Genomic DNA, 23,958 nt, shown 5'->3' with positions numbered 1-23,958 from the left:
AAAAGTTGCGGAAATTCGGAAATCAATGCGACAGTCACTTTTGCCGCGGCTGCGTTGACTTTACCCCCTACCGCAAAGGAAACTAGAGAGAATGAAACTCGTACGCCGTCGGAGTCGCCATGTTCAAGATTCATACCGCCAAGCCGGAGGATGCGGCCGAGCTTGCTTTGCTGATCCACTCCTCGACCAACATGTGGTACGAGTCACACGGCCATGAAAAGATCTTTCGGGGGCCGGCCGAGGATTGTCGGCTGTTTCCCGAAGTGTACGAAGATCTTGATCCCGGCTGTTGCCTGGTCGCCCAAAGCGAAGCGGATGGCCGCTTGATCGGCTCTTGCTTCTATCATCCCCGCGAGACGCATATCTCACTCGGGATTATGAACGCGTCGAGCCAGTTCGCCGGCGCCGGCATCGCCAGTGCGTTGTTGGAGGATATTATCGGGATTGCCGAAGACCGTGAGCTGCCGGTGCGACTGGTTTCGAGCGCGATGAATCTCGATTCGTTCTCGCTTTACAGTCGTCGTTTTTTTCATCCCTACGCCGTCTATCAGGACATGTTCTTTCGCGTTCCGGCGGAAGGGGGACTAGCCTTGATCGATTTGCCAACCGAGCGCGTGCGGCCGGCCACGATCGCCGATGTGGGGGAGATCGATCGGTTAGAGCAGGAGATTTGGCGGACGTCGCGCCAAAGAGATTGGCGCTATATGATCGAGAATGCCCGCGGCTATTGGCATTGCTCGGTGATCGAACGGAACGGAAAAATCACCGGCGCCATGGCGTCGATCGGGCATCCGGCGAGCAACATGATCGGGCCCGGCGTCGGCACAAGCTCGACCGAGATCGCGGCGCTGATCGCCGCGGAGTTGAATCAATACCCCGGGCGAACGCCGGTCGCGCTGATCCCCAGCAACAATCCAAAGTTGGTTGCGATGATGTACGCGCTGGGAGGGCGAAACTGTGAGCTGCACCTGGCCCAGGCGTTCGCCGAGACTCCGATCATCGAAGGAATCGTGATGCCGACGTTTATGCCGGAGACTTGCTAAAGTCTTACTTCTCGAAGCAGTACAAGTCTTTCACGGTACGCAGATAAAGCGAGTCGCCGACCGCGGCCGGCGAAGCTTGAAAACCTTCCGGCAGCGAGCTTTCGGCGACGATTTCAAACTCATCACTCGCTTTGAAGACGGTGATTTTTCCGCTTTCATCAAAGCAGTAGAGATTGTCGCCGGCGGCGAAGAGCGAAGCGCGATAGTTGCCGCCGATTCGCTGCTGCCATACTTTTTCGCCGGTCAACGCGTCGACGCAGGTTGCGATTCCTTTGTCGTCGATGATGAACATGCGATCTCCCAAAATGATCTGCGACGGACGATAGGGGGCCCCTTTGGACATTCCCCACGCGATCGCGTCATCCGGAACCAGGCCGCGTGCAGAAGGATCCATCGCGAACAACTTGCGATCGCGGTCGCCGCCGGTGATATAAACCAAGCCATGCTTGTAGAGGGGGCGAGGAGCGGCGTTCATGCCGCCGTGGCGCACGCGCCATAGTTCAGCGCCCGTTTCTGGGTCGTAGCAAATCGTAGCGGACGCGCTGGGCATCACCAGTTGGCGTTGACCTTCATGTTCAAACAGACAAGCCGTGCTGTACGCTTTTTTGCGGTCGCCGTTGTCGGTTCCGTAGTCAATGTTGCGGTCCTGCTTCCAAATGGTCTTGCCGGTCCGTTTGTCGAGCGCCACCACGTATTGAAAATCGTAACCGTCGAAGGCGACGTACAGATTATTCTCATCGATGATCGGAGACGAACCAGGACCGCGCCAATGATCGCAGGGAAGATCACGCCGCTCCCAGATCGTCGCGCCGGTTTTACTATCAAGACAGGCCGTGCCGAAGCTGCCGTAATGGACGTAGATACGTCCCGCTTCGATCGCCGGCGTGCAGGATGCGTAGCTGTTGCTCACTTCTTTTTCTTGCGGGCTCTCGGTCGTGAAGACGACGCGATCGAGCAAGATTTCGCCGGTTTGGCGGTTGAGCGCGAGCACCGACTGCTGTTTGCCATCTTCGGTCGCGGTCGTGACCCAGATGCGATCTCCCCAGACGACCGGCGAAGACCAGCCCCGATCGTGGATCGCCGTCTTCCATTTCAGGACCTTAGGATCGCTGAAATCGACCGGCAGATTGTCGCTCTCCGCGACTCCATCTCCCTGCGGGCCGCGAAATTCCGGCCAATTGTCCCCCGCACTCGCCGCGGAAAACAACAGGAAAAGCAAAAGGAGGGAGAACAGGCGGGACATGAATCGACTCCGTCGAGTGTGGATTAAGGGGGGAAGATCCATTATGCGTCTTCCTGGGCTCGGGTCAACGAATTTCGCCGGCAGCTCGCGGCCTACGAAAGCCGACGTTTTCCCACTAGAATGGGCGAACTACTTCAGCCGTAAGGAATCTACCGCCAATGTCTTTTGACGCACTGATTTTTGATCTCGACGGAACGCTGGCCGATACGATGCCGGCGCACTACATCGCGTGGCGCGCCACCATGGCGAAGTACGGCATCTCGTTTGACGAGGATCGCTTCTATTCGCTGGGGGGGTGTCCTAGTCAAAAGATCGTCGAATTGTTGGCGGAAGAGCAGGGGATGGTGCTCGACTCCCACACTGTCGCGATTGAAAAGGAAGAAGCTTTTCTCTTGGAAATCGCCGAAGTAGCCCCGATCGAACCGGTTGTCGAACTGGTCTACGAATATCGCGGACGAATTCCGATGGCCGTTGCGACCGGCGCGATGCGTTATGTCGCCGATCTGATTTTGGCGCATGTCGGACTGGCCGACTGTTTTGACGCTTGCGTCACTTCGGAAGACACCGAGCGTCACAAGCCGCACCCTGACGTCTTTCTCGAAGCGGCTCGGCAGTTAAAGGTCGAGCCGGAACATTGTCGCGTTTACGAAGACGCCGACCTCGGAGTCGAAGCGGGACGTCGGGCCGGGATGGAAGTGGTCGACGTGCGCAACTTTTTCACGCCGCGACGAATTACGATTTCGTGAGGTCTCCCGTGGCGGCAATTTACGAACACGAGATCTCGGTCGCCCAGGCCGATATCGACATGCAAGGGCATGTCAACAACCTCGTTTATCTGCGGTGGATGCAAGACGCCGCGGTCGCCCACTCGGTCGCCGAGAACTGGGGCAAACGTCGCTACGACGAACTCGGCTGCGGTTGGGTGGTTCGTGCGCATGCGATCGAGTACCTCTCGCCGGCATTCGCCGGAGAAGAGTTGGTCGTCCGGACCTGGCTGTCCGACTATTTCACCGCGTCGGTCTTACGGCAGTACGAAATCTGTCGCGTCGACGATGGAAAGAAACTGGCGAAAGCGGAAACCAAGTGGGTGTTGATCGACATGATCAAACGGACGCCGCGTCGTATTCCAGACGAGATTTTGGCCGCGTTTCAACTCGCGCCGCGCGGCGAAGCCTCGGTATAAGCGTTGCGATCTGGCGAATCGAACCCCCTCTTGCGGGTCATTTCTGGCTTCGAAATGGCTCTCTCTGACTCGCTCGCCTATACTGAAACCGTATCTTTGAGCTTGTTCCGGTGTTGGTATTTATGACGCACGAAGTTGTCCGGCGTCCTAAACTGAACCGGTAGCCCCCGTTACCCTCTGACAAACGACCTGACGTGAAGTTGATCTGTCGTCCTACCGCCGCGCTCTTTTTGGCCGCAACTTGGTTTGCGGCGCCGGCGGTTGCGGACGTATTTGTGCTTCAGTCCGGCGGGCGCATCGAGGGAGAGCTGCTGACGCCTGCGGCTGAAACGCCGCAAGAGTTGCATGTTCGCACCAGCAGCGGCGACATGATCTTGCCGGCCGACTTTGTCGCTGAGGTGATTGAGAAGTCGCCGCAAATGCGCAACTACGAGGCGATCTTGCCGCAGATGCCGCCGGATGTCGAAGGCAACTGGAAGATGGTTCAGTGGTGCGCCAGCAATGATTTGCCGGTGCAGCGTGAGCATCACCTGCAGCAGATTTTGGCGATGGATCCTAATCACGCCGAGGCGCGTCATGCGCTCGGCTACATTCTCCGTCGCGGCGAGTGGATCATTCCCAATCAGTGGAACAAAAATCAAGGCATGATTCGTCGCAACGGGAAATGGATGTACCCGCAAGACGTGATGTTGAGTGAGCGCGCCGAGAAGTACGAAGATGGCGCCAACGATTGGCGCGTCAAATTTCGCTCGTATCTGCTGCAGATGCGACGCGGCGGGGAGAGAGCGGCCAAGGCGCAAGCCGAAATCGCCGCAATCAAAGATCCCATGGCGACCCAACCGCTGATCGAAATGTTGAAAGACGACAAGTACCAGGCAATTCGTGAACTGTTGATCGATGCGTTGGGGAATCTCGACAACGGCGCGTCAACGCTCGCGTTAACCAAGGTTGCCTGCGATGATCCCTCGGCTTCGATTCGTGATCGAGCGATGATTGTGCTGGAGCGTCGCCCGAACGAAATCGCCGCGGCTCAGCTGATCTCACTGTTGCACAGCAAAGACAATCGCGTGGTGAATCGGGCGGCGTCAGTCTTGGCGCGGCTTAAGCATCCAGCCGCAATCGATTCATTGATCGACGCGCTGGTGACGACGCATCAGTTTAAGGTAACGCAAGGCAATCCCGGCGAAACGTCTGCGTCGTTTGGCAGCGCCAGTTCCGGCGGGTTTTCTTTCGGCGGCGCCAAACCAAAGATCGTTACGCAAGAGATGCGAAACGAAGCGGTGCTGCGAGCGCTGGTCGAAACGCTGCAACAGGAAGGTCTGACCGCCAATTTTGGTTACGACGAAGCGCAATGGAAGTTGTGGAATTCTAGTCGCCAAATGCCGCTGACGGTCGATCTGCGCCGCGACGGATAACATGCTCGGCGATGTCGAACAAGACAACGCTATTTCAGCAGATTCATCAGCGCCGGCATTTTCTGCAGCAGCGCCACGATATCCTTTTCCACGACCTTCTTATCTCCATCTTTGTCGAAGAAGTCGAAGTAGCGATGCCCTTTCTCGGGGACTTCATCGCGTAGCACGATGCCATCGCCGTTGGCGTCATACTTCTCCATCAAGCGTCTGGCCGCGACCAGCGTCAGGTCCTTCGGTTCTGCTTTCACGTCGTCCTGCGGCGAGTAAGGATGGGCGACATCAAAGTAGCCGATCATCATTTCTTCCCAGGTCTGGTCCCCCCACTTCACCGTATCGGTCGGATCGGGGTTGGCCAGATTCCACTTCGAGTTGTCGAAATGAGCGACGCAGTGGAGGACGCTGCCGGCGTCGAGCGGCAGAGGATCTTTCAGCCGATACGAAGTTTGCCAGTTGAAGTCATACGCGGGAACGTCGAGCAAAATCTCGTTTTTCTCTTTCCCCTTCAGTTCGTAGCGGAACGCTTTGCCGCGCAGATGCATATGCGGCATCATCCCCAATAATTGAGCTCCTGCCGACGTAATCCGCGGCGAGTCGGCCTCCACTTTGTAGTTGCCGTCACCGGCCGGAATGCGAAACGAGCGATTGACGGCGCTCGTCGTTTTGACTTCGTACTTGATCTGCTCTGGGTCGGCGAAGACTAGGCCCAATTCGCTTTGATCGAACTGTTCGCTGCCGATCGGCGTGTAGTGAACCTGAAACACGAGTCGCGATCCGGCCGGGATGCGTTTCGCCATACCGGGCGGAAACGGCTCGGCCCGCATTCCGGGAACGTAGCCCACCAAAAATCCGCGAATCCCCCCGTCACGCAGGTCGCGTTCGCCGGGATTGACGGCGAAGGCCAAAATGTGATGCACGACCATACGATTGCCGGGTCGCAATTCGGCCGCTTGCAGCCATTTGTCTTCGGTGAAACCTGGGTCGTGAATAAAGTATTGGTACTTCACTTCACCGCTGGCTTGGACTTTGACCGGCTTTTCGGTGATCTGGATGACCTGATCGGGCGCGACCGGCAAGGTCCAGCCGTTGCTCGAATAGTCGATCGCTGGGGGAGCTTGCGACTTGTCCCCTTCCGGCGCACCGGCGGCGACCCACTGCAACAGCAGCTCTTTTTCCTGCGTCGGCATCGGTCGCGCGTTGGTGAATTCGCCATGTTCGGGCGCGGCGTGCCAGGGCGGCATCCGTTTATCTTCGACCACCTCGGCGATCATCTCGGCCCAGCCGGCGACTTCGTCATACTCGGTAAGAGCGAAGGGAGCGATCTCTCCTTCACGATGACAGCTGACGCAGCGTTTTTGCAGAATCCGCGAAACCTGATTGTGGTAAGTGACTTCGCTGTTGGGATCGGGCTGATGAACGCGGCCGATATGACAACCGAACGTTTCGGTCGTCGGCGTCTTCACCGGTCTGCCGGCCAGAACGTCTTCGATCGCATCGCGCAGCTCATGCTCGTCCGCCCGATCGCGGACGACGCCGATCTGATACTGGTTGTCGATCCGGCCGCGGTAGACAATCTTACGATCGGCGTTGAGGACCACGACTTCTGGAGTTCGCTGTGCGCCGGCGGCGTCAGCCAGTCGGTTGCCGACATCTTTTAGCAGCGGATACGAGATTTTATGCAAACGCGCAAACGCGGCGATCTCGGTGATGGCGTCATGCTGGTTCGACATCACGCCGAGGATCGCCACGTTCTTGGGGGCGAACTCATCGGACAACTCTTGCAGACGGCGGCCATACAGCTTGGCCAGTGGGCATTCCGTCCCCAGAAAGGCCAGGACGACCACCTGTTTCTCACTGAATGCCGCCAGAGCGTAATCTTTGCCCCGAAAGTCTTTCAGCTGCATATCGGCCACGACGGCGCCGATCGGCGTTCTTTCGGCAATGGAATCTCGCGCCAGCAGAGGAGAAGTCAGCAGAGCGGCAAGCAATGTCAGCGAGAGATGCGTCCAACGATTCATCGATTTGAGCCCGCGAAGGGGGAGTGGATGTACAGTCAGGGCAGCGAAGTTGCCTTCGCCCGTCGTACATTAAAACCCTGCTTCGCGTCAATTGGTTTCGTCTGGGGAGGAACTTTCTTCCCCCCAGATGAGATTACCTATAGCGTCGTGATGTCAGAGAAGGTAATGCTGATGCCGTTGAACGGAGCGACTCCGTAGATTCCGCGTGTAAATACGAGGTCGATGAACTCGTCGGCCCACAGGATCGGCTGTTTGGGGACCACCACAATATCGGAGTCCCGTAGCCATAGTTCGTCCGAGGGAATGGGCCGTTTGCCATATAAGGCGCCTTGGATATCTACCTTGGTCGCGACCAGGCGCCAATCCTCGGCTCGGCGGAAGATCACCACTTCTCGCAGGTTACCCCCCACATTCCAACCGCCGGCCAAGGCAATCGATTGCATGACGGTGGTCGGGCCGACCAACTCAAACCGGCCCGGCGTCTTCACTTCGCCCAACACATACAGATAGCGAGGAGCCCGAGCGGTCAAAATCGGCGTCACGCCGATCCCGTCAACGACTTGGGCGTATCGTTCGTCGACTTCCCGTTTCAACTCGTCCAAGGTCAAACCTTGGGCCGGCACCGACTCGATCGCCGGCAGTTGAATGGTTCCTTCGGGAGTCACGCGGACGCTCTGCGACTGACCGCCGCGGCCTGCACGGCTATCGACGGTTGCTCGCAAGTCCTCCAGCTTGGTGTTCACCTGGAGCGGCGTGACGGTAATCGCGGGTACTTTGTAGTAACGCTTGTAATCCTGATCAAGCAGGTCCGTCAACTCGGTGACCGTCTTGCGGGCGGCGTGCACCTGACCCAACAGCAGCACGGTGATCGAACCATCGGGCTGAATCACCAGATCGCGATTCAAGTTGGGATCAGTCAACGATTCGACGCGAACCTGATCGCCGACATTCAAGCGATAGGGAGTGGTCATCTCGTTGCGCGTTAATCGATAGACGAATTCCAGTTCATCATCGACCCGCAGGCGATATTCGGGGACATGTTGCAGACGAGCGGGGCCGACGTATTCGCCTTGGGCGAAGATTTGCCAAGGAATCGGGCGGCGCGCGTTCCAATGCAGTTCTCCCTCGCAAATCGGATCGGCCGAGTCGACGCCGACCTTGATCGGACTATTCTGCAGTTGCGCCGGCGAAGGGCAGGGAGCGCAGTTGGGAGGTCCTGCGCACAACATCACCTGATCTTGTTCGAGCGATGGATCCCAGCTCACGATCGCAGCGGCGCTGTTGGCGGCGTCCGCTGTTGGCGATTGGGCCTGCACTTGCTTGACGATCGCTTGCGGCGCGGCCGAGGCGCTGTCATCGCCAGGCGTCAACGCAAGGCCCAGTCCGCCGGAAAGGAGCAGCAATCCGGCGATCGCGGCAAGCGAGCGGCCGGCACGTGACGGTTGTTGAGCGAAATTCTGGTTCATGCCGTACGACTTAACGTTGCTGAGAAGGTTGCGGTTGACGACTGACGTCAGGACGCTGCGGACCGATCGCAGTCGCGTCGACGCGATGCTGGGCAGCGAACGCTTCGGGAGAAATCCAGCGGACAAAATTGCTTTTGGGGGCGACGACGCCGTTGGCGATGGCAAATTGCGCTTCTTGACGAGCTAACTTGGCCAAATCATCTTCGCCCAGCATCTCATGCACTTTGGCGAGATTGTTCCAGGTTTCCGCCAGCGAATTTTGACGCAACCCGCTGACGAACACTTGTTTGGCGTCGGTCAACTGACCATAGCGGGCCAGCATCACGCCTAATTCGTTGGCGGCCATGATGTTTTGCGGATCGGCAAGGAACGCCGATTGGTGCAATGCGATTGAGCGAGGGCCGATCAGCGCTTTGTCACCGCCGCCTGTTTTCAAAAAGGGCTGCAATTTGGCGAGTCCGTACAACGCGGCGGACGCTTCAGGAACTCCGCCGCAGGCCATCGCCAGGCGATCCTGAGCATGCGAGAAGTATTGCTGCGCGGCGACCAACGGCGTGAGTTGGCTGGCGTCAACATTCTTCAAAATCGGCGTGCGATGCGATTGAATTAAGAGCTTCAAGTTGAGGTTCGCTTCCAACTGCGATCCCTCGGGCACAAAGTCGCTCGCTTCGTCGAGCGCGAGCAAGCCTTCCGCCAACGCATCGCTGTGTTGATGCGTATGCCGTTCGGTATCGAGTGTTTGCGTCAGCAGACGGAGCGCTTGTATGAGTTCGGCGCGGGCCGAGAAAAAGGCGCCGCGTTGAGCGAGCGAAAACCCATGTTCGACCAACGACTGCGCTCGACCGCGAACCGCGGTCATCGCATGTTGATCCAGCATGGTATTGCGTTGCGTCTGCGGAACTCCGTTAAACGCTCGCGACGGAATCGCAATCCGCGGCGACGGGGCCGGCTCTGAAAGGACCGGCGCAGATTGAACGAGCGGCGCCGCTTGCGGAGGGGGCAAATGCTGCGGTTGTGCTTCCACCTTCGCTTCAAGACGCGGCATGAAGACCGGCGGTTGCGACGAAAGTTCCGGCGGCGGCGACATTTCGGGGAGCGAGCGCATCTCGTGGGGCGGCTGCGGCTGACTGGGAGCGCCCGGCTGCAGCGGGAAAAGATCGAGCTCGTCCTGAGCGACTTCCGGCGTTCGCGTCGCCGGCGTCGGCTCTGGATTTTGGCTCCAGCGCGAGTCTTCGATCTGGGACGGCTCCATGCGGGGAGTTGTCTGTCGCGGTGCGGGGGAGGATCCTGAGTTTTGCGGTCCTTGTAGCGAAAATGAGGATTCTGGCTCCTCTAAACGGGGCGCTGGAATTGCAACCGGCTGGGGGGCGGTTTGTGGCTGCGCTTCGATCAGCGGCATATATCGGGGCGCCGCAGGAACAGGCGCCGGCTCGGCGACTTCCTCGACGTCAGCCGCTTCGGGCAATGGAGGAAGTCCAATCACGGACGATGCGAATGGAGTTGGCAACTGCGTCAACAGATAGGGATTCTCGATCGTTTCCTCTTCGGTCGACGAGATTTCGAGCGCCACGGGGCGTACGTCGGCCGGAAGCTGAAATCGGCGCGGCGTTTCGATCGTATTCTCTTGCGAAAGGCGAGCAGCCGTCGAGGCGACCGGCGCGTCAGAGCACCCCGCAAACGCGGCGAGCGTTGCGGCGGCAAATGCCGTTGGTCCCATCCATATTGGGTGTCTGCGATCCATCTTGATTCCGTTCGGGGGAGTGCCCGTAGCGCGTCGGACTCCGCCGACGCATTGACCCAGTGGTCGTAAGCATCGACTTGTTTCGCGACGTGCATTCACTCAAATCGATCGGATCAGAACGTCCCGACTAGGCGCCGCAGGCATAGGCCGAATACTCGCTATAAAGCGCAGGTCAGCTGGAAATGTGGAGTCGCTGGAACGAAAACTTCGCGTAATTCCTTATCTTCGCTACGACCGTTACAAGTAATGGGAAGCAAGGGAAATTCTTTAACAATGCGACCTTCATTCCCCCCAAGAGTAGAGGCTGGCTGCCGAAAATCGGCCTATAAACCTAAAGGTTCGCGGCGATGAGGCAGCATCTCTGAACCGTCGTAGTCGTCCACTTTGACGTGTCGCTCAAGTGAGAGTAATTTTCTTGGATACAACAAAACTGTCCGTACGCATCATGGTTGTCGATGACGATCGTCTCATGCGATTTTTGCTGACCGAAATTCTCAACGATGCCGGATTCGAAACGCGCACCGCGTCGAACTGCAAGGAAGCGTTGATGTTGTTTGACGAGTTTGAACCTGATCTCGTCTTCTGCGATTGGGAATTACCAGATGCGGCGGGAGTCGATTTTGTTCGGCATATCCGCTACGTTCAACAAGATCGACGGCCGTTCATTATGATGGTGTCGGCGCATCAAAGTTCTGTCGCGGTGGAGCTCGCCCTGCACGCCGGCGCGAACGATTTTCTCTCGAAGCCGGTCAAAAAAGAAGAGCTGTTGGCTCGCACGGCCGAAGCGCAGCGCGTTCAATACCTCGAACAGCAATTGCGGGATCTTGAGATTTCCGGTCATCTGACCGTCTCACGGGGATACTACTCGCTTTACGCAAGTTGAAATGAGTAGCGCCACTCGATCGTCTTTGGAAACGGCATTTGATCGACAGCGGCGTTGATCTCAAACCCGGATGATGTTGCCGGAAATTCCGGCGCCGGATAGTGATCAAACAGCGATTGGCGCACCAGAAGTCGCATGTCGCCGGCGGACCAACTCCACGTGTAGGCGTCGACGTGATTGGGTTCGACGGCGGCGTCAAGCAGGCTGGCGTAACGACTGCTGATTTGCGCTGGATGCGCCTTCATGCGACAAGCGACATGAAACTCGATACGGCGATCAGCGGCGAACGTCTCGACCGTGACCGACCAGTGGCTTTTGCCGGCCTGTCCAACGCCAAGCGCGACTGCGCCGGCCGGACGTTGTTCGACGCTCAATTGCTGAATCGGCGGACTGTCAGGCCATTCTTCCGCGTCGTCCCCTTCCAACGAAACCAGGCAAGGGAGGATGTCGTCGCCCGAAACGACCGAGACGACATGACCAAACCGGTCGCCGCGCCGCGGAAAACTGACGAAGAGGCCGCGACCGTTTGAATCGATCGCGTCAACAAATTGGATGTCACTCTCACTGGACATGATCGAAACTATTTCCCTTCTTGATCCCCTTGGCCGACGCGCCAACGCAGGTAAGCGTCGAGAAAGCCTTGAATATCTCCATCCATCACCGCGTGGAAACTACCGACATAGTGCCCGGTCCGCGCGTCCTTCACCCGTTGATCGGGATGCAGAAAGTAATTGCGGATTTGCGAACCGAAGCCGACCTTGGCCTGCGTTTTGTAACGAGCCGCTTCTTCCGCTTCGCGTCGCTCTTCTTCAATCCGTGCAATCCGCGAACGCAACATCTTCCAGGCCTGGGCGCGGTTTTTGTGCTGGCTTCGTTCGTTCTGGCACTGGACGACGACACCGGTCGGAAGATGCGTTAGGCGAATCGCGCTATCCGTCTTGTTGACATGTTGTCCGCCGGCGCCGCTGGCCCGGTAGGTGTCGATGCGGACATCTTCTTCGTCGATCTCGACTTCTTCACTGTCGGGAATCTCGGGCGACACGTCGACCGCCGCAAAGCTAGTTTGGCGTTTCCCTTCCGAGTTGAACGGGCTGATCCGCACCAAGCGATGCATGCCGCTCTCCCCTTTTAGGTAGCCGTAGGCCATGACGCCGCGAACGGCGAAGGTGGCGCTGTTGATGCCGGCTTCTTCGTTGTCGGCGCGGTCGATTAATTCGACGGTATAGTCGTGCTCGGCGGCCCAGTGCGAATACATCCGTAACAACATTTCGGCCCAGTCGTTGGCGTCAGTTCCGCCATCACGCGCATGAATCGACACCAGCGCGCCGCAGGCGTCATGCTGTCCGTTGAGCAGCGCCTTGAGTTCGAGCTGATCCAACTCCGCTTCGAGTCGCGCGACTTCAGCTTTCGCTTCGGCGTCGAACGAGTCATCCTCTTCCGCCATCTCTAGCATCGCGTCAAGATCGCCAACGGCGGCGGCGCAGGCTTCGAGCGGTTCCAGGATCGACTTCAGCGATTTCAACTGGCCGACGACGGTTTGTGCGATCTCTTGATTATCCCAAAAGTCGGGCGCGACCATTTTCGCTTCGGTGGCCGCAAGCGTCTTTTTTTTGGCGGCGTAGTCAAAGACTGTCCTGAAGCTGCGTCAAACGTTGACGTATCGTTTCGGCACGGTCGATCGTATCGCGGTCCATCGTTTCGGTTCGCCCAAGAGGACAAAAGAGGGATATCAGAACACCGCATTGTACTCGCCGACGCGACGGACGACGAGGACCATTTGCGACGTGGAATTATCGGCAATGTCAGTCTCTTTGTGCAAATCGGGCAGCTTGCCCCCGAATGTCGAGTCCGACCGATTCGCTCCAGGCCGAAATCAGACGCTCAAAGACCGGACCCGGCTTGCCGCCGCCGACCTGCCGCCCGTTCCAGCGATGACAGGGAAGCACGCACGGAGACGTGCTCGTCAGCAAGATCTCGTCCGCTTGCGCCACGTCATCCGGCGTCATCCGCCGCTGGCTATAGTCGATCCCCAGTCGCCGCGCGTAGTCTTCTAAGGCGGCGATACTAATCCCGGACAAGACCAGCTCACGCGGGGGCGCAACGAGTCCTTCTCCGGCGAAGTGAACGACCAGATTGGCGGTCGTCGCCTCCATGACGTAGCCTTCTAAATCAAGCAAGACGGCACGCGACTTCGCTTCGATTTTCTGCGCTTCGAGATCGGCCAGGTAATAGTGAACCCGCGAGCGGACTTTTAGTTGTCGCGGCCAACATTCGACCGGCGTCTGCCGAGTTGGCGGGACCACCAACGCCTGACCGGCGGCAAATTTGCTGGCGAACCCGCCAAAGGCGACCGGGCGCGTGTGCACGCAAACCATGGGGGATTCTCGCGGGTGATCCATACTTCCCGGAGTGATGAACATCGCCACTCCCAGATCATCGCCGGCAGCCAGCAGCGGATGATTGTGGGCGACGATCTCTTGGACCACTTGGGACAAGTCGGCGTCAGAATAAGGGATCTCAAGTCCCAAAATCGTCAGACTGTCGCGAAGTCGCGCCAAATGTTGCTCGAGCCGAAATACCTTGCCGGCAAAGGTGCGCAGCTGTTCGACGATTGTCGTCCCCATGACAAACCCAAGGTCGTCGATCGGGACGGAGAGTTCGGAGAGCGGGATCCATTTGCCGGTATGAAATGCGATGGGACGCGTCATGCCAAATTCTTTAGTTGCGGACGAAGTTCCTACCGCAACTCTAACGCTTCCACCAAAAATGTGGAGACCCCGCACGTCCAGATTTTGTCGTCGGCGCCAGTTGCAAATCGCGGAGACTACGGCAAAACCGGCGCTAGCCCGCGATGGAAGCTGCGCTCAGGCTTGACCCGACCTGGTAGACGCAATGACGGGGCGCAAAGTCACCAGCCGCCGCCGACCACTTGCCACGCGATCGCCATCATCATGCCGGCGGCCGCGAGGAGAAAGGCCCACTTTACCGCTTCTCGAGTTCGTTGAATCCGCGTTCTGGCATACATGATTTGGCTCCCAATTGAAGATCGATTGAGACGTCTCTACTTCTATTATAGAAAATTCACCACCCGTTTGGCTATAAAAAAATTACGGCCCGGTTCTCCTGAAAATCGCCATAACCCGTATAAAACGTCGTTGATTTCGCGTCGCGTCTCCCAGGATTACGCAGGGCGCCGCGATCCGCTAACGGCTAATGCTAGGTTTGAAATGACTCTTCTCCTTCCGCAGGATTGTTCGATCGAGGCCCGCAGCTCATGTGGATGTTTGACACCTTTTCCAGTTCGGCTTCGAGTTGTTCGTACAGCGACTACGGTGCTATTGAGGTCAATACCGAGCACGTGCCGCAGCGCTCACGCGTTGTGGTGACGTTCAAAATGATCGTCTCACTGGCCATGATGGTAGGCGCCGGGTACTGGCTCTTTTACCAGCCGCACCTTCCCGCTTCGCTCGTACCGCGACTGGCGATCATCGCCGGGGTCGAACTGATCTACGTGGGATTCGCGTTCTTTATTGTCCCGCGGCCCAATTTAAATGACGTCGGATATCTCGGTGGCTTCGTGAATAATCCAATACGCTATTCGGACAACTACAATCGCTCGTTGCGATCCTGGTCGATTATGTTGGCGCCGGGGCGATTTATTAGTTCTTCATTTCTCGACTTTGCCACGCTCTTGGGTGTGATCAAAGAGGATCCCACGCAAGAGATGAAGTATGCGCAAGAGATGGGTCTGGATACCGCCGAATTCGCTGGAAGCAGCTTTTCGAGCGTCACATGCACCGACATCGACGAACCGAGCGAGAAAACCCCAGCGGCGGCGCCTGCCGAAGCGTCGCGAGGTCTCGTCGATCGCGGCGATTTTGACTAGCGCCACAGACATGGGTGCGCTCGCGCCTTTTGAAGTTGCGCGAGGGGAAGTCGCCGGCGTCCACTGCTCTTTGTAGCCCGCAGCGCAAACGCGAGAAATGCGGGTCGGCATCAAGTCGAACACCGTAACGCTAGTGCTGCGTCACGCGCCAATTTTCGGCGCCATGCTCTTCTCGGAAACCGCTCTCGTATCCAGTGGGTTTGAATGTCGCGCTCTTGGATGGGCGATTCGTGCTCGTCGACCGTGGCGGATTTTATCTCAGCAAATCCGGTGAAGAACCGGCGATCATTGCGTTGAAGAACTTTCTGCTACCGTTAAATCGAACGCCAGCGCGGCGTCCTAGGGCGCCGTTTCAAGCTTGCCTGTCAAGCGTCACCGTTTATCAAGTAACGGCGACGCTTTGATGGATAGACGCTCGAGAGGTTATTTGATTTCGGGCGCTAGGAACTTGAAAGGTTCGGCTTTCTTAAAGTTGGCCGTTTGGTTTCCACCCAAGTTATATTCGCCGACCAGGGTCAGTTTGCGAACGCCAGAACGCGGCGAGAAGTCGATTTGGCTGAGTTCGACCCAGACGGCGCCGGGGCTGAACGTATGCTCAAAGTAGTAGACCCGATCCTTTTGGTTCGCAACGCTACGCCAAATCGTCGAAGCGATGTTGGGCTGATCCGGCGTGCTAATGCCGCGCGGAACGCTCACGTTGCACATGACGCTCGAAACGGCGGCGTCCGCTTCACGCGCGTCGGCCGTTTGATCGCAAGCATCGATATAGTACGAGGCCCGCACAAATCGATCCGCGGCCCGATTGGTGCCCGGCAACATGATGCTGCCGCCGATTTGTCGCCAATATTCATTCAGGGCGATCTGGTGATCGAAGGTGGGCGAATTGGTCATGACTTGGAATTCGCGAGCATGGTGAATCACCAGCTTTCCTCCCAGATATTCGCAAATCGCAGAATCGCCGGAGGGGTCAGAAATCGAAAAATGAATCGTGGCGGCGGCGCCATTGGGCAACGTCGGCGCGACGACGCGAAATGCATCCTTCTGCAATTCCATGACCGCTTCATCGACGTTGGAAAAACTATCCAACACGTACTGCGACCAGGCGCCGATCGACATGCTGGGACGCGTATCCCCCGGCGTTTCATAGTCGCTTTCGGCCAAGTAGAGCGCATTGACGACCAGGCCATGCTCGTTCATGCCGTCGCAAGTCGCCGCTTCGTAGGCCGATAAGACGACGCTGCCATATTTCGACTTCCACTGGAATGACGCCGGGCCTAGCCCCCCATCTCGATCCATGCCGCTCGGGAAGATCCACATGTTGCTTTTGAGATCTTCTTTCCAATCCATCGTTCGGCCGGTGACGACCATGCCGTCTTTGCCAAAGTAGACCGCTCGAGTGCAGGCGGCGACTTGATGCGCAATGACGCCGAGCGACGCGACGGCCAATACGGCGACGGTCAAACGGCGGAAGTTGATTCGATTCAGCATGGTTTGCAAATCCTCTTTCTTGGACCGTCGTACGGCCTCAACGCTTAGTTACTATTCGTGGGAGCGAACTGCAATGGGGACAGTGCGCCGGTGACGGTTATTCCGCCTCGGCAACCCTAGGTCGCTTGGCGGCGATGTCGCAAAAAATCGTCGCCCAAACGGCGATTTGGCGGCAAGTTCGGTCGCTATTGGAGTGGTCGCGAATGTTGTAGAGCGTGCTTCGCGCACCGGTTGTTGCTATGGGTTAATCGGCGATGGTCGCGACCGACGCACGAGGAGAGGAGACTTTCCAGCGAACAAAAAAACGCCGACCTAATGGTCGGCGTTTTCGTGCTAAATGACTGGCGCGGAGCGAGCGGTTAGTACTCGTCCTTCGTACCGGTCGCGGCGGTTCCGAGTCCGGCCGAGCCGGTGAAAACCTGGCGAACTTTGCGCTCGGCGACTTCCTGCTTCAGCTTATCGATCGCTTCGGCGACTTTCATCGATCCTAGGTCGCCGTCGATGCGATCACGGACGGCGACCGATTCGGTCTCCATTTCGCGACCGCCGATGACGAACATGTACGGAATCAATTCAAGTTGGGCGTCGCGAATTTTGGAGCCGATTTTTTCAGGTCGATAGTCCCCTTTGACGCGGAAGCCCGCCTGCTTGAGTTCGGCTTCGACTTTGCGAGCGTACTCTTCAAACTTCTGACTGACGACCAGCACGCGAACTTGCTCAGGCGCAAGCCACAGCGGAAATGCGCCCGCAAAATGCTCGATCAGCACGCCCATAAAGCGTTCGAGCGAGCCGAAGGGAGCTCGGTGAATCATCACCGGGCGATGCATCTGATTGTCGGCGCCGACATACTCTAGCGCAAATCGTTCGGTGCTGGGCAAGTTGTAGTCCAACTGCACGGTGCCGAGTTGCCATTCGCGACCAAGACAATCGTTGACGACAAAGTCGGCCTTGGGACCATAGAAGGCGGCTTCGCCGGCTTCGGCGACGGCGTCGATGCCCATGTTTTTGCAAACTGAGACCAGCGACTGTTCGGCCCGATCCCAAACTTTGGAATTGCCGACATACTTGCCGTTATCGGGGTCGCGGAAACCAAGTCGCACGCGATAATCGGTCAGCCCCAGGCTGTTCAGCACATACTGGGTCATCTCGATGCACTTGCGGAACTCTTCTTCGACCTGCTCCTCCATACAAAAGATATGGGCGTCGTCCTGGCAGAACCCGCGGACGCGCGTCATGCCGTTCAGTTCGCCCGATTGCTCGTAGCGATAGACGGTGCCGAATTCTGACAAGCGGACCGGCAACTCGCGATAACTGCGGGGCCGGTTCTTGTAGATCATGATGTGGTGCGGACAGTTCATCGGCTTGAGAAGATATTCTTCGTCATCCGACACGTGAATCGGCGGGAACTGGCTATCTTTGTAATATGGATAGTGCCCTGAGGTCTTGTAGAGATCGACCTTGCCGATGTTGGGGGTAAACACCGATTCGTATTCGTGCTTCTTCAATTGTTCCGAGACGAAGTCGGTCAATTGTTGTCGCACGACGGCGCCCTTGGGGAGCCACAAGATCAGCCCTTGTCCGACCAGCGGATTGATCGCGAACAGCTCGAGCTGTTTGCCCAAAGTGCGATGATCGCGGCGCTTCGCTTCTTCCAGTTTCTCGAGATGAGCGGCCAGGTCGTCTTTGTTGAAGAACGCAGTCGCATAGACGCGCTGGAGTTGCTTGTTGTCGGAGCTTCCCTTCCAGTAGGCGCCGGCGACCGAGAGGAGCTTGTAAGCGCCGATCGACTTGGGACGGGGAACGTGCGGTCCGCGACAGAGATCGATAAACTCTCCCTGGCGATAAAACGACAGGGTCTCGTGGCCGGACAAGCCGGTTTCGATATGTTCGATCTTGTAATGCTGGTCGATATCTTTGACGACCGCTAACGCGCCTTCACGCGACTCTTCGATGCGCTCGAACGGCTCGTTCTCTTTGATGATCTTCTTCATCTCGGCTTCAATCGCAGGGAAGTCCTCTGCGGTCAGCTTGTGCTCGAGATCAAAGTCGTAGTAGAAACCCCCTTCAATCGTCGGGCCGAAGGCGAGCTGCACGCCGTCAAACAGACGCATGACCGCGCGGGCCATGATATGAGCGCAGCTATGCCGCATCACGCCGAGCGCTTCTTTGTCTTTGTTGGTCAGCAGCCGCAGATTGACCGAGCCCTCGGTCGGCAGCGGAGCGTCAAAGCCGACGGTCTGTCCGTCGATTTGGGCCGCCAGCGTGGCCTTCGCGAGGCCAGCGCCAATGTCGGCGGCGACGTCCATGGGAGTGATTGCGATGTCGTAAGACTTTACGTTGCCGTCAGGAAGATGAACCTCGAGCATGGACCTGTCATTCTAGAAGAACACGCGTCTGGCGTTACCGGCCGGCGTCGAAACAAAGGACGTCTGAAAGCCGATGGCGCCGCAGAGTGGCAGTATAAAGGTCGGACGCGACGCCTCCTAGAGCGAGTCGGCGGCGCACGCTGCTCGCCGGGCCGTTTTCACCGCTAGCAGGCCCAAATACGGCCTTAATTTTTCGGACGCCGCTTTAGATGCTGGGGTTCGCCGCGTGCGGCCGATTGCCGGTCGAATCTTCCAGACGCGGCAACATTTTGAAAAGGCGCCCATGATCGGTCAAAATTGCTTGGCCGCGATCAGGGCTCGGCGTCTGTTTTTGAGAGCGCGCCGATTCTTCCATCGTACTCGCGATTTCGTAGAGCGAATGGAAGCCGCAGCCTCCGCTGGCGCCTCGCAGGCGATGCGCCAGAATTTCGACCTTCGCCCAGTCGGCGTTTTCGGCCGCTTCTAAAATTTCGGAGAGGGAGTCCGGCAGCGTCATCACAAATCGATCCACGACCGGCGCGAGCGTCGCCAGGGAAGGCAGCACGTCGGAGACGAGCGGCAGATCGCTAGTCGGCGAGGGAGCGGCGTTTTCCGACGGCGGCTCGATGGTCGGTGAAAGCAGCGGTTGGTCCAGCGCCGCAGCGGCGGGCAAATTGCTTTCGATGATCGCCAACATCTGCTCCAGCATTACCGGCTTGCTGATATAGTCATTGCAACCGGAATCCAGACATTTGCGACGATCCGAAGCCATCGCATGCGCGGTCATTGCAATGATCGGAACTTCGCAACCGGTGGCGCGTAAACGTTCGCTGGCGGCGTATCCGTCGAGCACCGGCATCTGCATGTCCATGAGAATGACGTCAAATCGGCTTTCCTCGAAGCGCTGGAGCGCCATCTGCCCATCCTCAACAAAGGTCAGCTCGAAGCCGAGCGGCGCAAGCATGTTTTCGACCAACAAGCGGTTGATCGGTCCATCTTCCGCGACCAGAACGCGAACTCCAGCAAACTGCAGCGAACCATTCGGCGGCGCCTTTTTTCTGGCGGTGATTTCGCCAGCCTGCTTACCATCGAGCGTGGGAGGCGCGTCATACAGCGGAGCGGCGATCGTCACCGTAAACGTGGACCCGGCGCCTATTTCGCTTTCCACAGAAACGTCGCCCCCAAGCAGGCGCGCGATGCGGCGGCAGATCGCCAAGCCAAGTCCGGTTCCGCCAAATCGGCGCGTCGTCGTGGCGTCCGCTTGAGTAAACGGGTCGAAAATAAGGTCGAGCTTCTCTTCGGGAATGCCGATGCCGGTGTCGCGAATGACGAACGTCAGTTGCTGCAGGGGAGCGTGCCAACCGGCGTCGATCGACACGGAACCAAACTGCGTAAACTTGATCGCATTGCCGATCAGATTGGTCAACAGTTGCCGGAGGCGAACCGAATCGGTGACGATTTGCGGCGGAACTTCGCCGGACCAATCACAGGTGAGTCGTAATGCTTTCTCGTCCGCTTTGACGCGCAAAATCGAAACGACTTCGGCGACAACCGCTTGGGGATCGCAGGGGAGCGATTCGGTTTCGAGCTTGCCGGCCTCGATCTTGGACAAATCGAGCAAATCGTTGATCACATCCAGCAAGTTGCGGCCGCTGGTGCGAATGATCTGCAGGTATTCGTCTCGCTTTTGCGGATCATTCGCCGCACCGCGCAGTAACAGATCGGTAAAGCCGAGCAGCCCGTTGAGCGGAGTGCGGATTTCGTGGCTCATGTTTGCCAAAAATTCACTTTTCGCGGCGTTGGCCGCTTCCGCCGTCTCTTTGGCGCGACGCAGTTCCGCTTCATGTTTCTTGCGGTGGGTCACGTTGGTTTGCGTCGCGATGAACTGAATCAAACGATGTTGTTCGTCGAACACCGGTTCAATTTCGAGCGCGATCCAGTATTTCTCACTACTCTTTGAATAGTTGACGATTTCGACGCTAACCCGTTCACGCGATCGCAAGCGTTCACCGATATAGGCCGCAGTGCTCGGATCGGTCTCGGGACCTTGGAGCAGCGTTCCCGGTTTTTGACCGATGATTTCGGGCAGCGCGTACCCGGTCAACTGCGTGAATGCGTCATTGACCCATTCGATGCGACCGAACTTATCGGCGATGATGACGGATTGTCGAGCTTTGGCCGCGACGAGCGAGAGTTTGTGAATTTCGCGGTTGGACTTCTCCAGGTCTTCGCGCGCCTGTCGCTCTTCGCGAATATCTTCGATCACGACGATAAAGTAGGCGTCATCGCGAATGACGGAGATCGTCAAACGAGCCCAGATGATCTCTCCGTTCCGGTTGACGTAACGTTTCTCAAAGCAAGCTTCCTCGATTTCGCCGTTGAGAAAGTCTTGTAGATGACGATCGTCGATCTCTTTGTCTTCTGGGCAGGTCACATCGGCAAAGGTCAGACGTTGCAACTCTTGTTCGCTGTAGTCCAACATCTCACAGATTTTTTTGTTGGTGCGCAGCCAATAGCCGTCGAAGCCAATATGAGCGACTCCAACCGCGGCGTATTCAAAGGTCGCGCGAAACTGGGCTTCGTTATGCTCCGCGAGACGTTTGGCGATCGCGAGTCGTTCTACAGCCAACTCGCCTTCGGTCGTCTTCATCGCCAAAGCGTGCACTTCGGCCAGACTTTGCCGGATGGTGAGAATCAGGAAAACGTCTTCAAATAACACCCATGCCGAATGCTCAAGCCAACGCCAGTTGTCGGCGGCGGCGATGCCGAAGATACTTTCTGGCCAGAGTAGACCACGAATCAGATGATCGGCTGCGACGATTAAGGTCGCGGGAATCAAGACGCGGATGTCGCGATAGGCGGCTAAAAACGCAAGCGATCCAAAGATGTAAAAATGCGTCTCAATGCGGCCGCCAGAGAGATGGATTAGCAGCGAAACGAAGAACATTTGGCTGCACGCGATCACCATTCGCGTGCTGAGCTTGCCGGGACGATACACGGCCAACGCGAACGGAATCAGGCAGCAAACGCCTCCCCCTAGGATCGCGAACCAGACGTGCGGATGGATGTAGCTCGATTCTCCGGACCAAGCCAAGGGAGAGACGAAGATCGTAAACAAGATGCCGACAATCCATTGAAACGGCATCAAGTAAGCGAACAGATGGTCCGTGTTGCAATAAATCTTGGTCATCTGAAGCTCGAAGCGTCGACGGACCGCCGCTTCGAATGCAGTCGAGGTCTCCGTGTTGCGAAGGACTTCCAGTGGCATTGAACTACCTAGGGAAAGGTGACTTGGTTGCGATCGAGCGGCGCCGTTGCGCCGGATCCGTCCAGCGAACTAGGATCCGGCAAGCAAAGCCGGCAGCCGAATACGGGGATCTCCGCTGTTGAGAACGCAACACCGGTTAACGCACGTATGAGGGAGGCTCGCCCCGTATTGTTTCCGGCATGGCCACGTGACTGAGTCACGCCGCCGGAGAAGAGAAGCTCGCCGGACGGCGCGAAGGCCATCACGTGTCCGCTCGAAACGACGCCGAACTTGTGCGATTCGAGTCCGCCGGCGTCGATCACCACGCTGGCGTGAGGGAGTTGCTCTCCACGTACGACATTGCGGGTCTCTGTCCACTGAGCGTCGTACTGCGTCGGAACGGCGGCGATGACCAACACGCGCGGCTTTCGCGCGGCAGGCGTCTCCAAAATCGCTTGCTCCAACTCTGTCAGCGACGCCGCCGAGCAAGGGCAGCGGGGATGTAAAAATAGGAGTACCGTCGGCCGGTCAGCGGCGATGGACAAATTCGCGTCGCTCGGCCAGGCTACGATCGGCAGAGCCGTGCCGTCGATCTGGTAAGAATAGGCGGTCATGCTCCACCAGACCGCGCAAAGCGCGACTCCCCATCCGACGACGATCGCCGAGACAGTCCATTTCCAAGGAGACGATTTTACCTCGGGCGGCTCGCTCACTTGACGCTGTCTCGCAAAAGATCGGCGATCCACAGTACTTCGGGAAGCGCTTCCACAAACGCATCGACCATTTCGGGATCGAACTGTTTCCCCCTTTGTTCGCGGATCATTGCGACGCATTCGAGCGGGGGTATCGGCTCTTTGTAAGGTCGTTTGCTGGACAAGGCGTCAAACACGTCGGCGACGGCGACGACTCGCGCTTCGACCGGAATGTCGGCTCCGGCCTTGCCGTCGGGATAGCCGGCGCCATCCCAGCGCTCGTGATGACTCAGCGCGATCCGAGACGCAACTCGCAATAGGTCGGCGTTCGCTTGGCCGGCTTCACCCGTGGTGAGATCGGCGATGACGAAACCCCACTTTTTTTCGGGTTCGACAATCGAGCGTCCCCATTCGGTATGACGCTGCATCAGTTGTCGTTCCTCGGCGGTCAACTTTCCAGGTTTGTGCAAGATCGAATCGGGGACGGCGACTTTACCGATGTCGTGCAACGGCGCCGCAGCCTGAATCATCCGGACCATTTCGGACGGCAGGCCGACATTGCGAGCGATCAAGCCGGCGTAGCGGGCGACACGCAGATTATGATTGCCGGTCAATTCGTCGCGGAACTCGGCTGCGCGAGCCAGACAAGCGATGATCAAGCCTTGCGTCCGTTCCAGTTCGCGCGTCCGCAATTGGACAAGATGCTCGAGTTGTTGGTTTTGATCGCGTAACCAACGCTTCAAATGTTCGGCGCTAAGGACGTTGCGAATCCGAGGAATCAATTCCTCGATTAGGATCGGCTTTTGCAGAAAATCCGTGGCGCCCAGCTCCAAAGCGTCGCGGCGATGGGATGCGTCGGGCGAGGCCGTTAGCAAAATCACGGGGGCCAACAATTGTTTTTGGGAATCGCTGATTTTTTGCAGGAATTGCAGACCATCCAACTCCGGCATCATCAGATCAAGCAGGATCAGATCTGGCGGATCGGCGCATACGACTTCTAACGCCGTTTGCGGATCCGAGTAAAACTCGAGTCGTTCAAATCCTTCGTTGCGCAGGTAAGCCTCGGCGAGGGCCAAATTGATCGGTTCGTCATCGACCGAAATAATGCGTTTTTGACGCAGATCACGATCACCGAATTGCAATTCGCCTGACGGATTAGGCGCAACGTCATTTTTGGTTGCGGCCTCGCTCTCTCGCTGCATCGATGGCGGTAAGCCTACCGATGCGCAGGTGAACCCAGAAATTGAGGAATCCATATGCATCTGTCATTATCGAGTGAAGATCTGCTCCCGAACAAACAGCCTCCGGCGT

Annotated in this window: 18 protein-coding genes; 6 read left to right on the top strand and 12 right to left on the bottom strand. The window is 57.6% G+C overall.

Annotated features, from left to right (window positions below; all coding sequences use genetic code 11):
• Positions 1-119: 119 nt before the first annotated feature.
• The gene (locus DSM3645_RS21230; RefSeq protein WP_002654630.1) at positions 120-1,043 is read left to right on the top strand and encodes a GNAT family N-acetyltransferase; all 924 of its coding nucleotides are present in this window, start codon (positions 120-122) and stop codon (positions 1,041-1,043) included.
• Positions 1,044-1,047: 4 nt separating this feature from the next.
• Here the strand turns inward: DSM3645_RS21230 and DSM3645_RS21225 are convergent, their stop codons facing one another.
• Positions 1,048-2,286 carry an outer membrane protein assembly factor BamB family protein gene (locus DSM3645_RS21225; protein WP_040352910.1) on the bottom strand — a complete coding sequence of 413 codons (1,239 nt, stop codon included), beginning with the start codon at positions 2,284-2,286 and terminating at the stop codon, positions 1,048-1,050.
• 158 nt (positions 2,287-2,444) lie between these two features.
• Between DSM3645_RS21225 and DSM3645_RS21220 the strand changes: the two genes are divergently transcribed.
• The 3 genes from DSM3645_RS21220 to DSM3645_RS21210 all read left to right on the top strand — a co-directional run bounded on the left by DSM3645_RS21220 (position 2,445) and on the right by DSM3645_RS21210 (position 4,884).
• Entirely contained in the window at positions 2,445-3,032 is a 588-nt protein-coding gene (locus DSM3645_RS21220; RefSeq protein ID WP_002654628.1) for an HAD family hydrolase, read from the top strand.
• Between the two features lie 8 nt (positions 3,033-3,040).
• Positions 3,041-3,469: an acyl-CoA thioesterase gene (locus DSM3645_RS21215; RefSeq protein ID WP_002654627.1), complete on the top strand. Its 429-nt coding sequence runs from the start codon at positions 3,041-3,043 to the stop codon at positions 3,467-3,469.
• Between the two features lie 194 nt (positions 3,470-3,663).
• Positions 3,664-4,884: a HEAT repeat domain-containing protein gene (locus tag DSM3645_RS21210; protein WP_002654626.1), complete on the top strand. Its 1,221-nt coding sequence runs from the start codon at positions 3,664-3,666 to the stop codon at positions 4,882-4,884.
• A 29-nt stretch (positions 4,885-4,913) separates the two neighbouring features.
• On the opposite strand, the gene DSM3645_RS21205 is transcribed toward DSM3645_RS21210, so the two are convergent.
• The 3 genes from DSM3645_RS21205 to DSM3645_RS21195 form a co-directional block, all read right to left on the bottom strand.
• Complete coding sequence (locus tag DSM3645_RS21205; protein ID WP_002654625.1) at positions 4,914-6,899, bottom strand: redoxin domain-containing protein; 1,986 nt, start codon at positions 6,897-6,899, stop codon at positions 4,914-4,916.
• Between the two features lie 137 nt (positions 6,900-7,036).
• Positions 7,037-8,365 (bottom strand): polysaccharide biosynthesis/export family protein, encoded by a 1,329-nt coding sequence (locus DSM3645_RS21200; RefSeq protein ID WP_002654624.1) that lies wholly within the window; start codon positions 8,363-8,365, stop codon positions 7,037-7,039.
• A gap of 10 nt (positions 8,366-8,375) precedes the next feature.
• A complete protein-coding gene (locus tag DSM3645_RS21195) occupies positions 8,376-10,106 on the bottom strand; it encodes a tetratricopeptide repeat protein (protein WP_131282768.1) in 1,731 nt (576 codons plus the stop codon).
• Between the two features lie 415 nt (positions 10,107-10,521).
• Here DSM3645_RS21195 and DSM3645_RS21190 point away from each other — a divergent pair, with 415 nt between their 5' ends.
• Entirely contained in the window at positions 10,522-10,989 is a 468-nt protein-coding gene (locus DSM3645_RS21190; protein WP_131282766.1) for a response regulator, read from the top strand.
• Here the strand turns inward: DSM3645_RS21190 and DSM3645_RS28750 are convergent.
• From DSM3645_RS28750 to DSM3645_RS21175, 3 genes are all read right to left on the bottom strand, one after another.
• The gene (locus tag DSM3645_RS28750; RefSeq protein WP_002654621.1) at positions 10,977-11,561 is read right to left on the bottom strand and encodes a hypothetical protein; all 585 of its coding nucleotides are present in this window, start codon (positions 11,559-11,561) and stop codon (positions 10,977-10,979) included. The two genes, DSM3645_RS21190 and DSM3645_RS28750, sit on opposite strands and share 13 nt — an antisense overlap.
• An 8-nt stretch (positions 11,562-11,569) precedes the next feature.
• Positions 11,570-12,683, bottom strand: a protein-coding gene (prfB, locus tag DSM3645_RS21180; RefSeq protein ID WP_390072671.1) for a peptide chain release factor 2 whose coding sequence is annotated in 2 segments (ribosomal slippage) — positions 11,570-12,613 and positions 12,615-12,683 — 1,113 coding nt in all. Because the reading frame shifts where the segments join, the coding sequence is not laid out codon by codon here.
• Between the two features lie 108 nt (positions 12,684-12,791).
• Entirely contained in the window at positions 12,792-13,697 is a 906-nt protein-coding gene (locus DSM3645_RS21175; RefSeq protein ID WP_002654619.1) for an aminotransferase class IV, read from the bottom strand.
• A 566-nt stretch (positions 13,698-14,263) separates the two neighbouring features.
• Here DSM3645_RS21175 and DSM3645_RS21170 point away from each other — a divergent pair.
• Positions 14,264-14,875, top strand: coding sequence for a hypothetical protein (locus DSM3645_RS21170; RefSeq protein ID WP_002654617.1), 612 nt, complete (start codon positions 14,264-14,266; stop codon positions 14,873-14,875).
• Between the two features lie 423 nt (positions 14,876-15,298).
• On the opposite strand, the gene DSM3645_RS21160 is transcribed toward DSM3645_RS21170, so the two are convergent.
• From DSM3645_RS21160 to DSM3645_RS21140, 5 genes are all read right to left on the bottom strand, one after another.
• A complete protein-coding gene (locus tag DSM3645_RS21160) occupies positions 15,299-16,363 on the bottom strand; it encodes a linear amide C-N hydrolase (protein ID WP_002654615.1) in 1,065 nt (354 codons plus the stop codon).
• Between the two features lie 359 nt (positions 16,364-16,722).
• Positions 16,723-18,729 (bottom strand): threonine--tRNA ligase, encoded by a 2,007-nt coding sequence (gene thrS / locus DSM3645_RS21155; protein WP_002654613.1) that lies wholly within the window; start codon positions 18,727-18,729, stop codon positions 16,723-16,725.
• Positions 18,730-18,934: 205 nt separating this feature from the next.
• The gene (locus tag DSM3645_RS28745; RefSeq protein WP_002654612.1) at positions 18,935-21,976 is read right to left on the bottom strand and encodes a PAS domain-containing hybrid sensor histidine kinase/response regulator; all 3,042 of its coding nucleotides are present in this window, start codon (positions 21,974-21,976) and stop codon (positions 18,935-18,937) included.
• 8 nt (positions 21,977-21,984) lie between these two features.
• On the bottom strand, positions 21,985-22,668 hold the full coding sequence (locus DSM3645_RS28740; RefSeq protein ID WP_002654611.1) for a hypothetical protein: 684 nt from the start codon (positions 22,666-22,668) through the stop codon (positions 21,985-21,987).
• Positions 22,665-23,849 carry an HD domain-containing phosphohydrolase gene (locus tag DSM3645_RS21140; RefSeq protein ID WP_002654610.1) on the bottom strand — a complete coding sequence of 395 codons (1,185 nt, stop codon included), beginning with the start codon at positions 23,847-23,849 and terminating at the stop codon, positions 22,665-22,667. Before DSM3645_RS21140 ends, DSM3645_RS28740 begins: the two co-directional genes overlap by 4 nt.
• Positions 23,850-23,958 lie beyond the last annotated feature (109 nt).

It is taken from the genome of Blastopirellula marina DSM 3645, assembly GCF_000153105.1.
Lineage (GTDB): Bacteria > Planctomycetota > Planctomycetia > Pirellulales > Pirellulaceae > Blastopirellula > Blastopirellula marina.
The sequence above is the reverse complement of the archived record's forward strand: the minus strand, read 5'-3'. Positions and strand labels throughout refer to the sequence as shown.

Coding starts and splice junctions, on each gene's coding strand:
- DSM3645_RS21205 (WP_002654625.1), bottom strand. CDS start 6,899: ATGAATCGTTGGACGCATCTCTCGCTGACATTGCTTGCCGCTCTGCTG.
- DSM3645_RS21175 (WP_002654619.1), bottom strand. CDS start 13,697: ATGACGCGTCCCATCGCATTTCATACCGGCAAATGGATCCCGCTCTCC.
- DSM3645_RS21140 (WP_002654610.1), bottom strand. CDS start 23,849: ATGCAGCGAGAGAGCGAGGCCGCAACCAAAAATGACGTTGCGCCTAAT.
- DSM3645_RS21225 (WP_040352910.1), bottom strand. CDS start 2,286: ATGTCCCGCCTGTTCTCCCTCCTTTTGCTTTTCCTGTTGTTTTCCGCG.
- DSM3645_RS21230 (WP_002654630.1), top strand. CDS start 120: ATGTTCAAGATTCATACCGCCAAGCCGGAGGATGCGGCCGAGCTTGCT.
- thrS (WP_002654613.1), bottom strand. CDS start 18,729: ATGCTCGAGGTTCATCTTCCTGACGGCAACGTAAAGTCTTACGACATC.
- DSM3645_RS21195 (WP_131282768.1), bottom strand. CDS start 10,106: ATGGATCGCAGACACCCAATATGGATGGGACCAACGGCATTTGCCGCC.
- DSM3645_RS28750 (WP_002654621.1), bottom strand. CDS start 11,561: ATGTCCAGTGAGAGTGACATCCAATTTGTTGACGCGATCGATTCAAAC.
- DSM3645_RS21200 (WP_002654624.1), bottom strand. CDS start 8,365: ATGAACCAGAATTTCGCTCAACAACCGTCACGTGCCGGCCGCTCGCTT.
- DSM3645_RS21160 (WP_002654615.1), bottom strand. CDS start 16,363: ATGCTGAATCGAATCAACTTCCGCCGTTTGACCGTCGCCGTATTGGCC.
- DSM3645_RS21220 (WP_002654628.1), top strand. CDS start 2,445: ATGTCTTTTGACGCACTGATTTTTGATCTCGACGGAACGCTGGCCGAT.
- DSM3645_RS28745 (WP_002654612.1), bottom strand. CDS start 21,976: ATGCCACTGGAAGTCCTTCGCAACACGGAGACCTCGACTGCATTCGAA.
- DSM3645_RS21170 (WP_002654617.1), top strand. CDS start 14,264: ATGTGGATGTTTGACACCTTTTCCAGTTCGGCTTCGAGTTGTTCGTAC.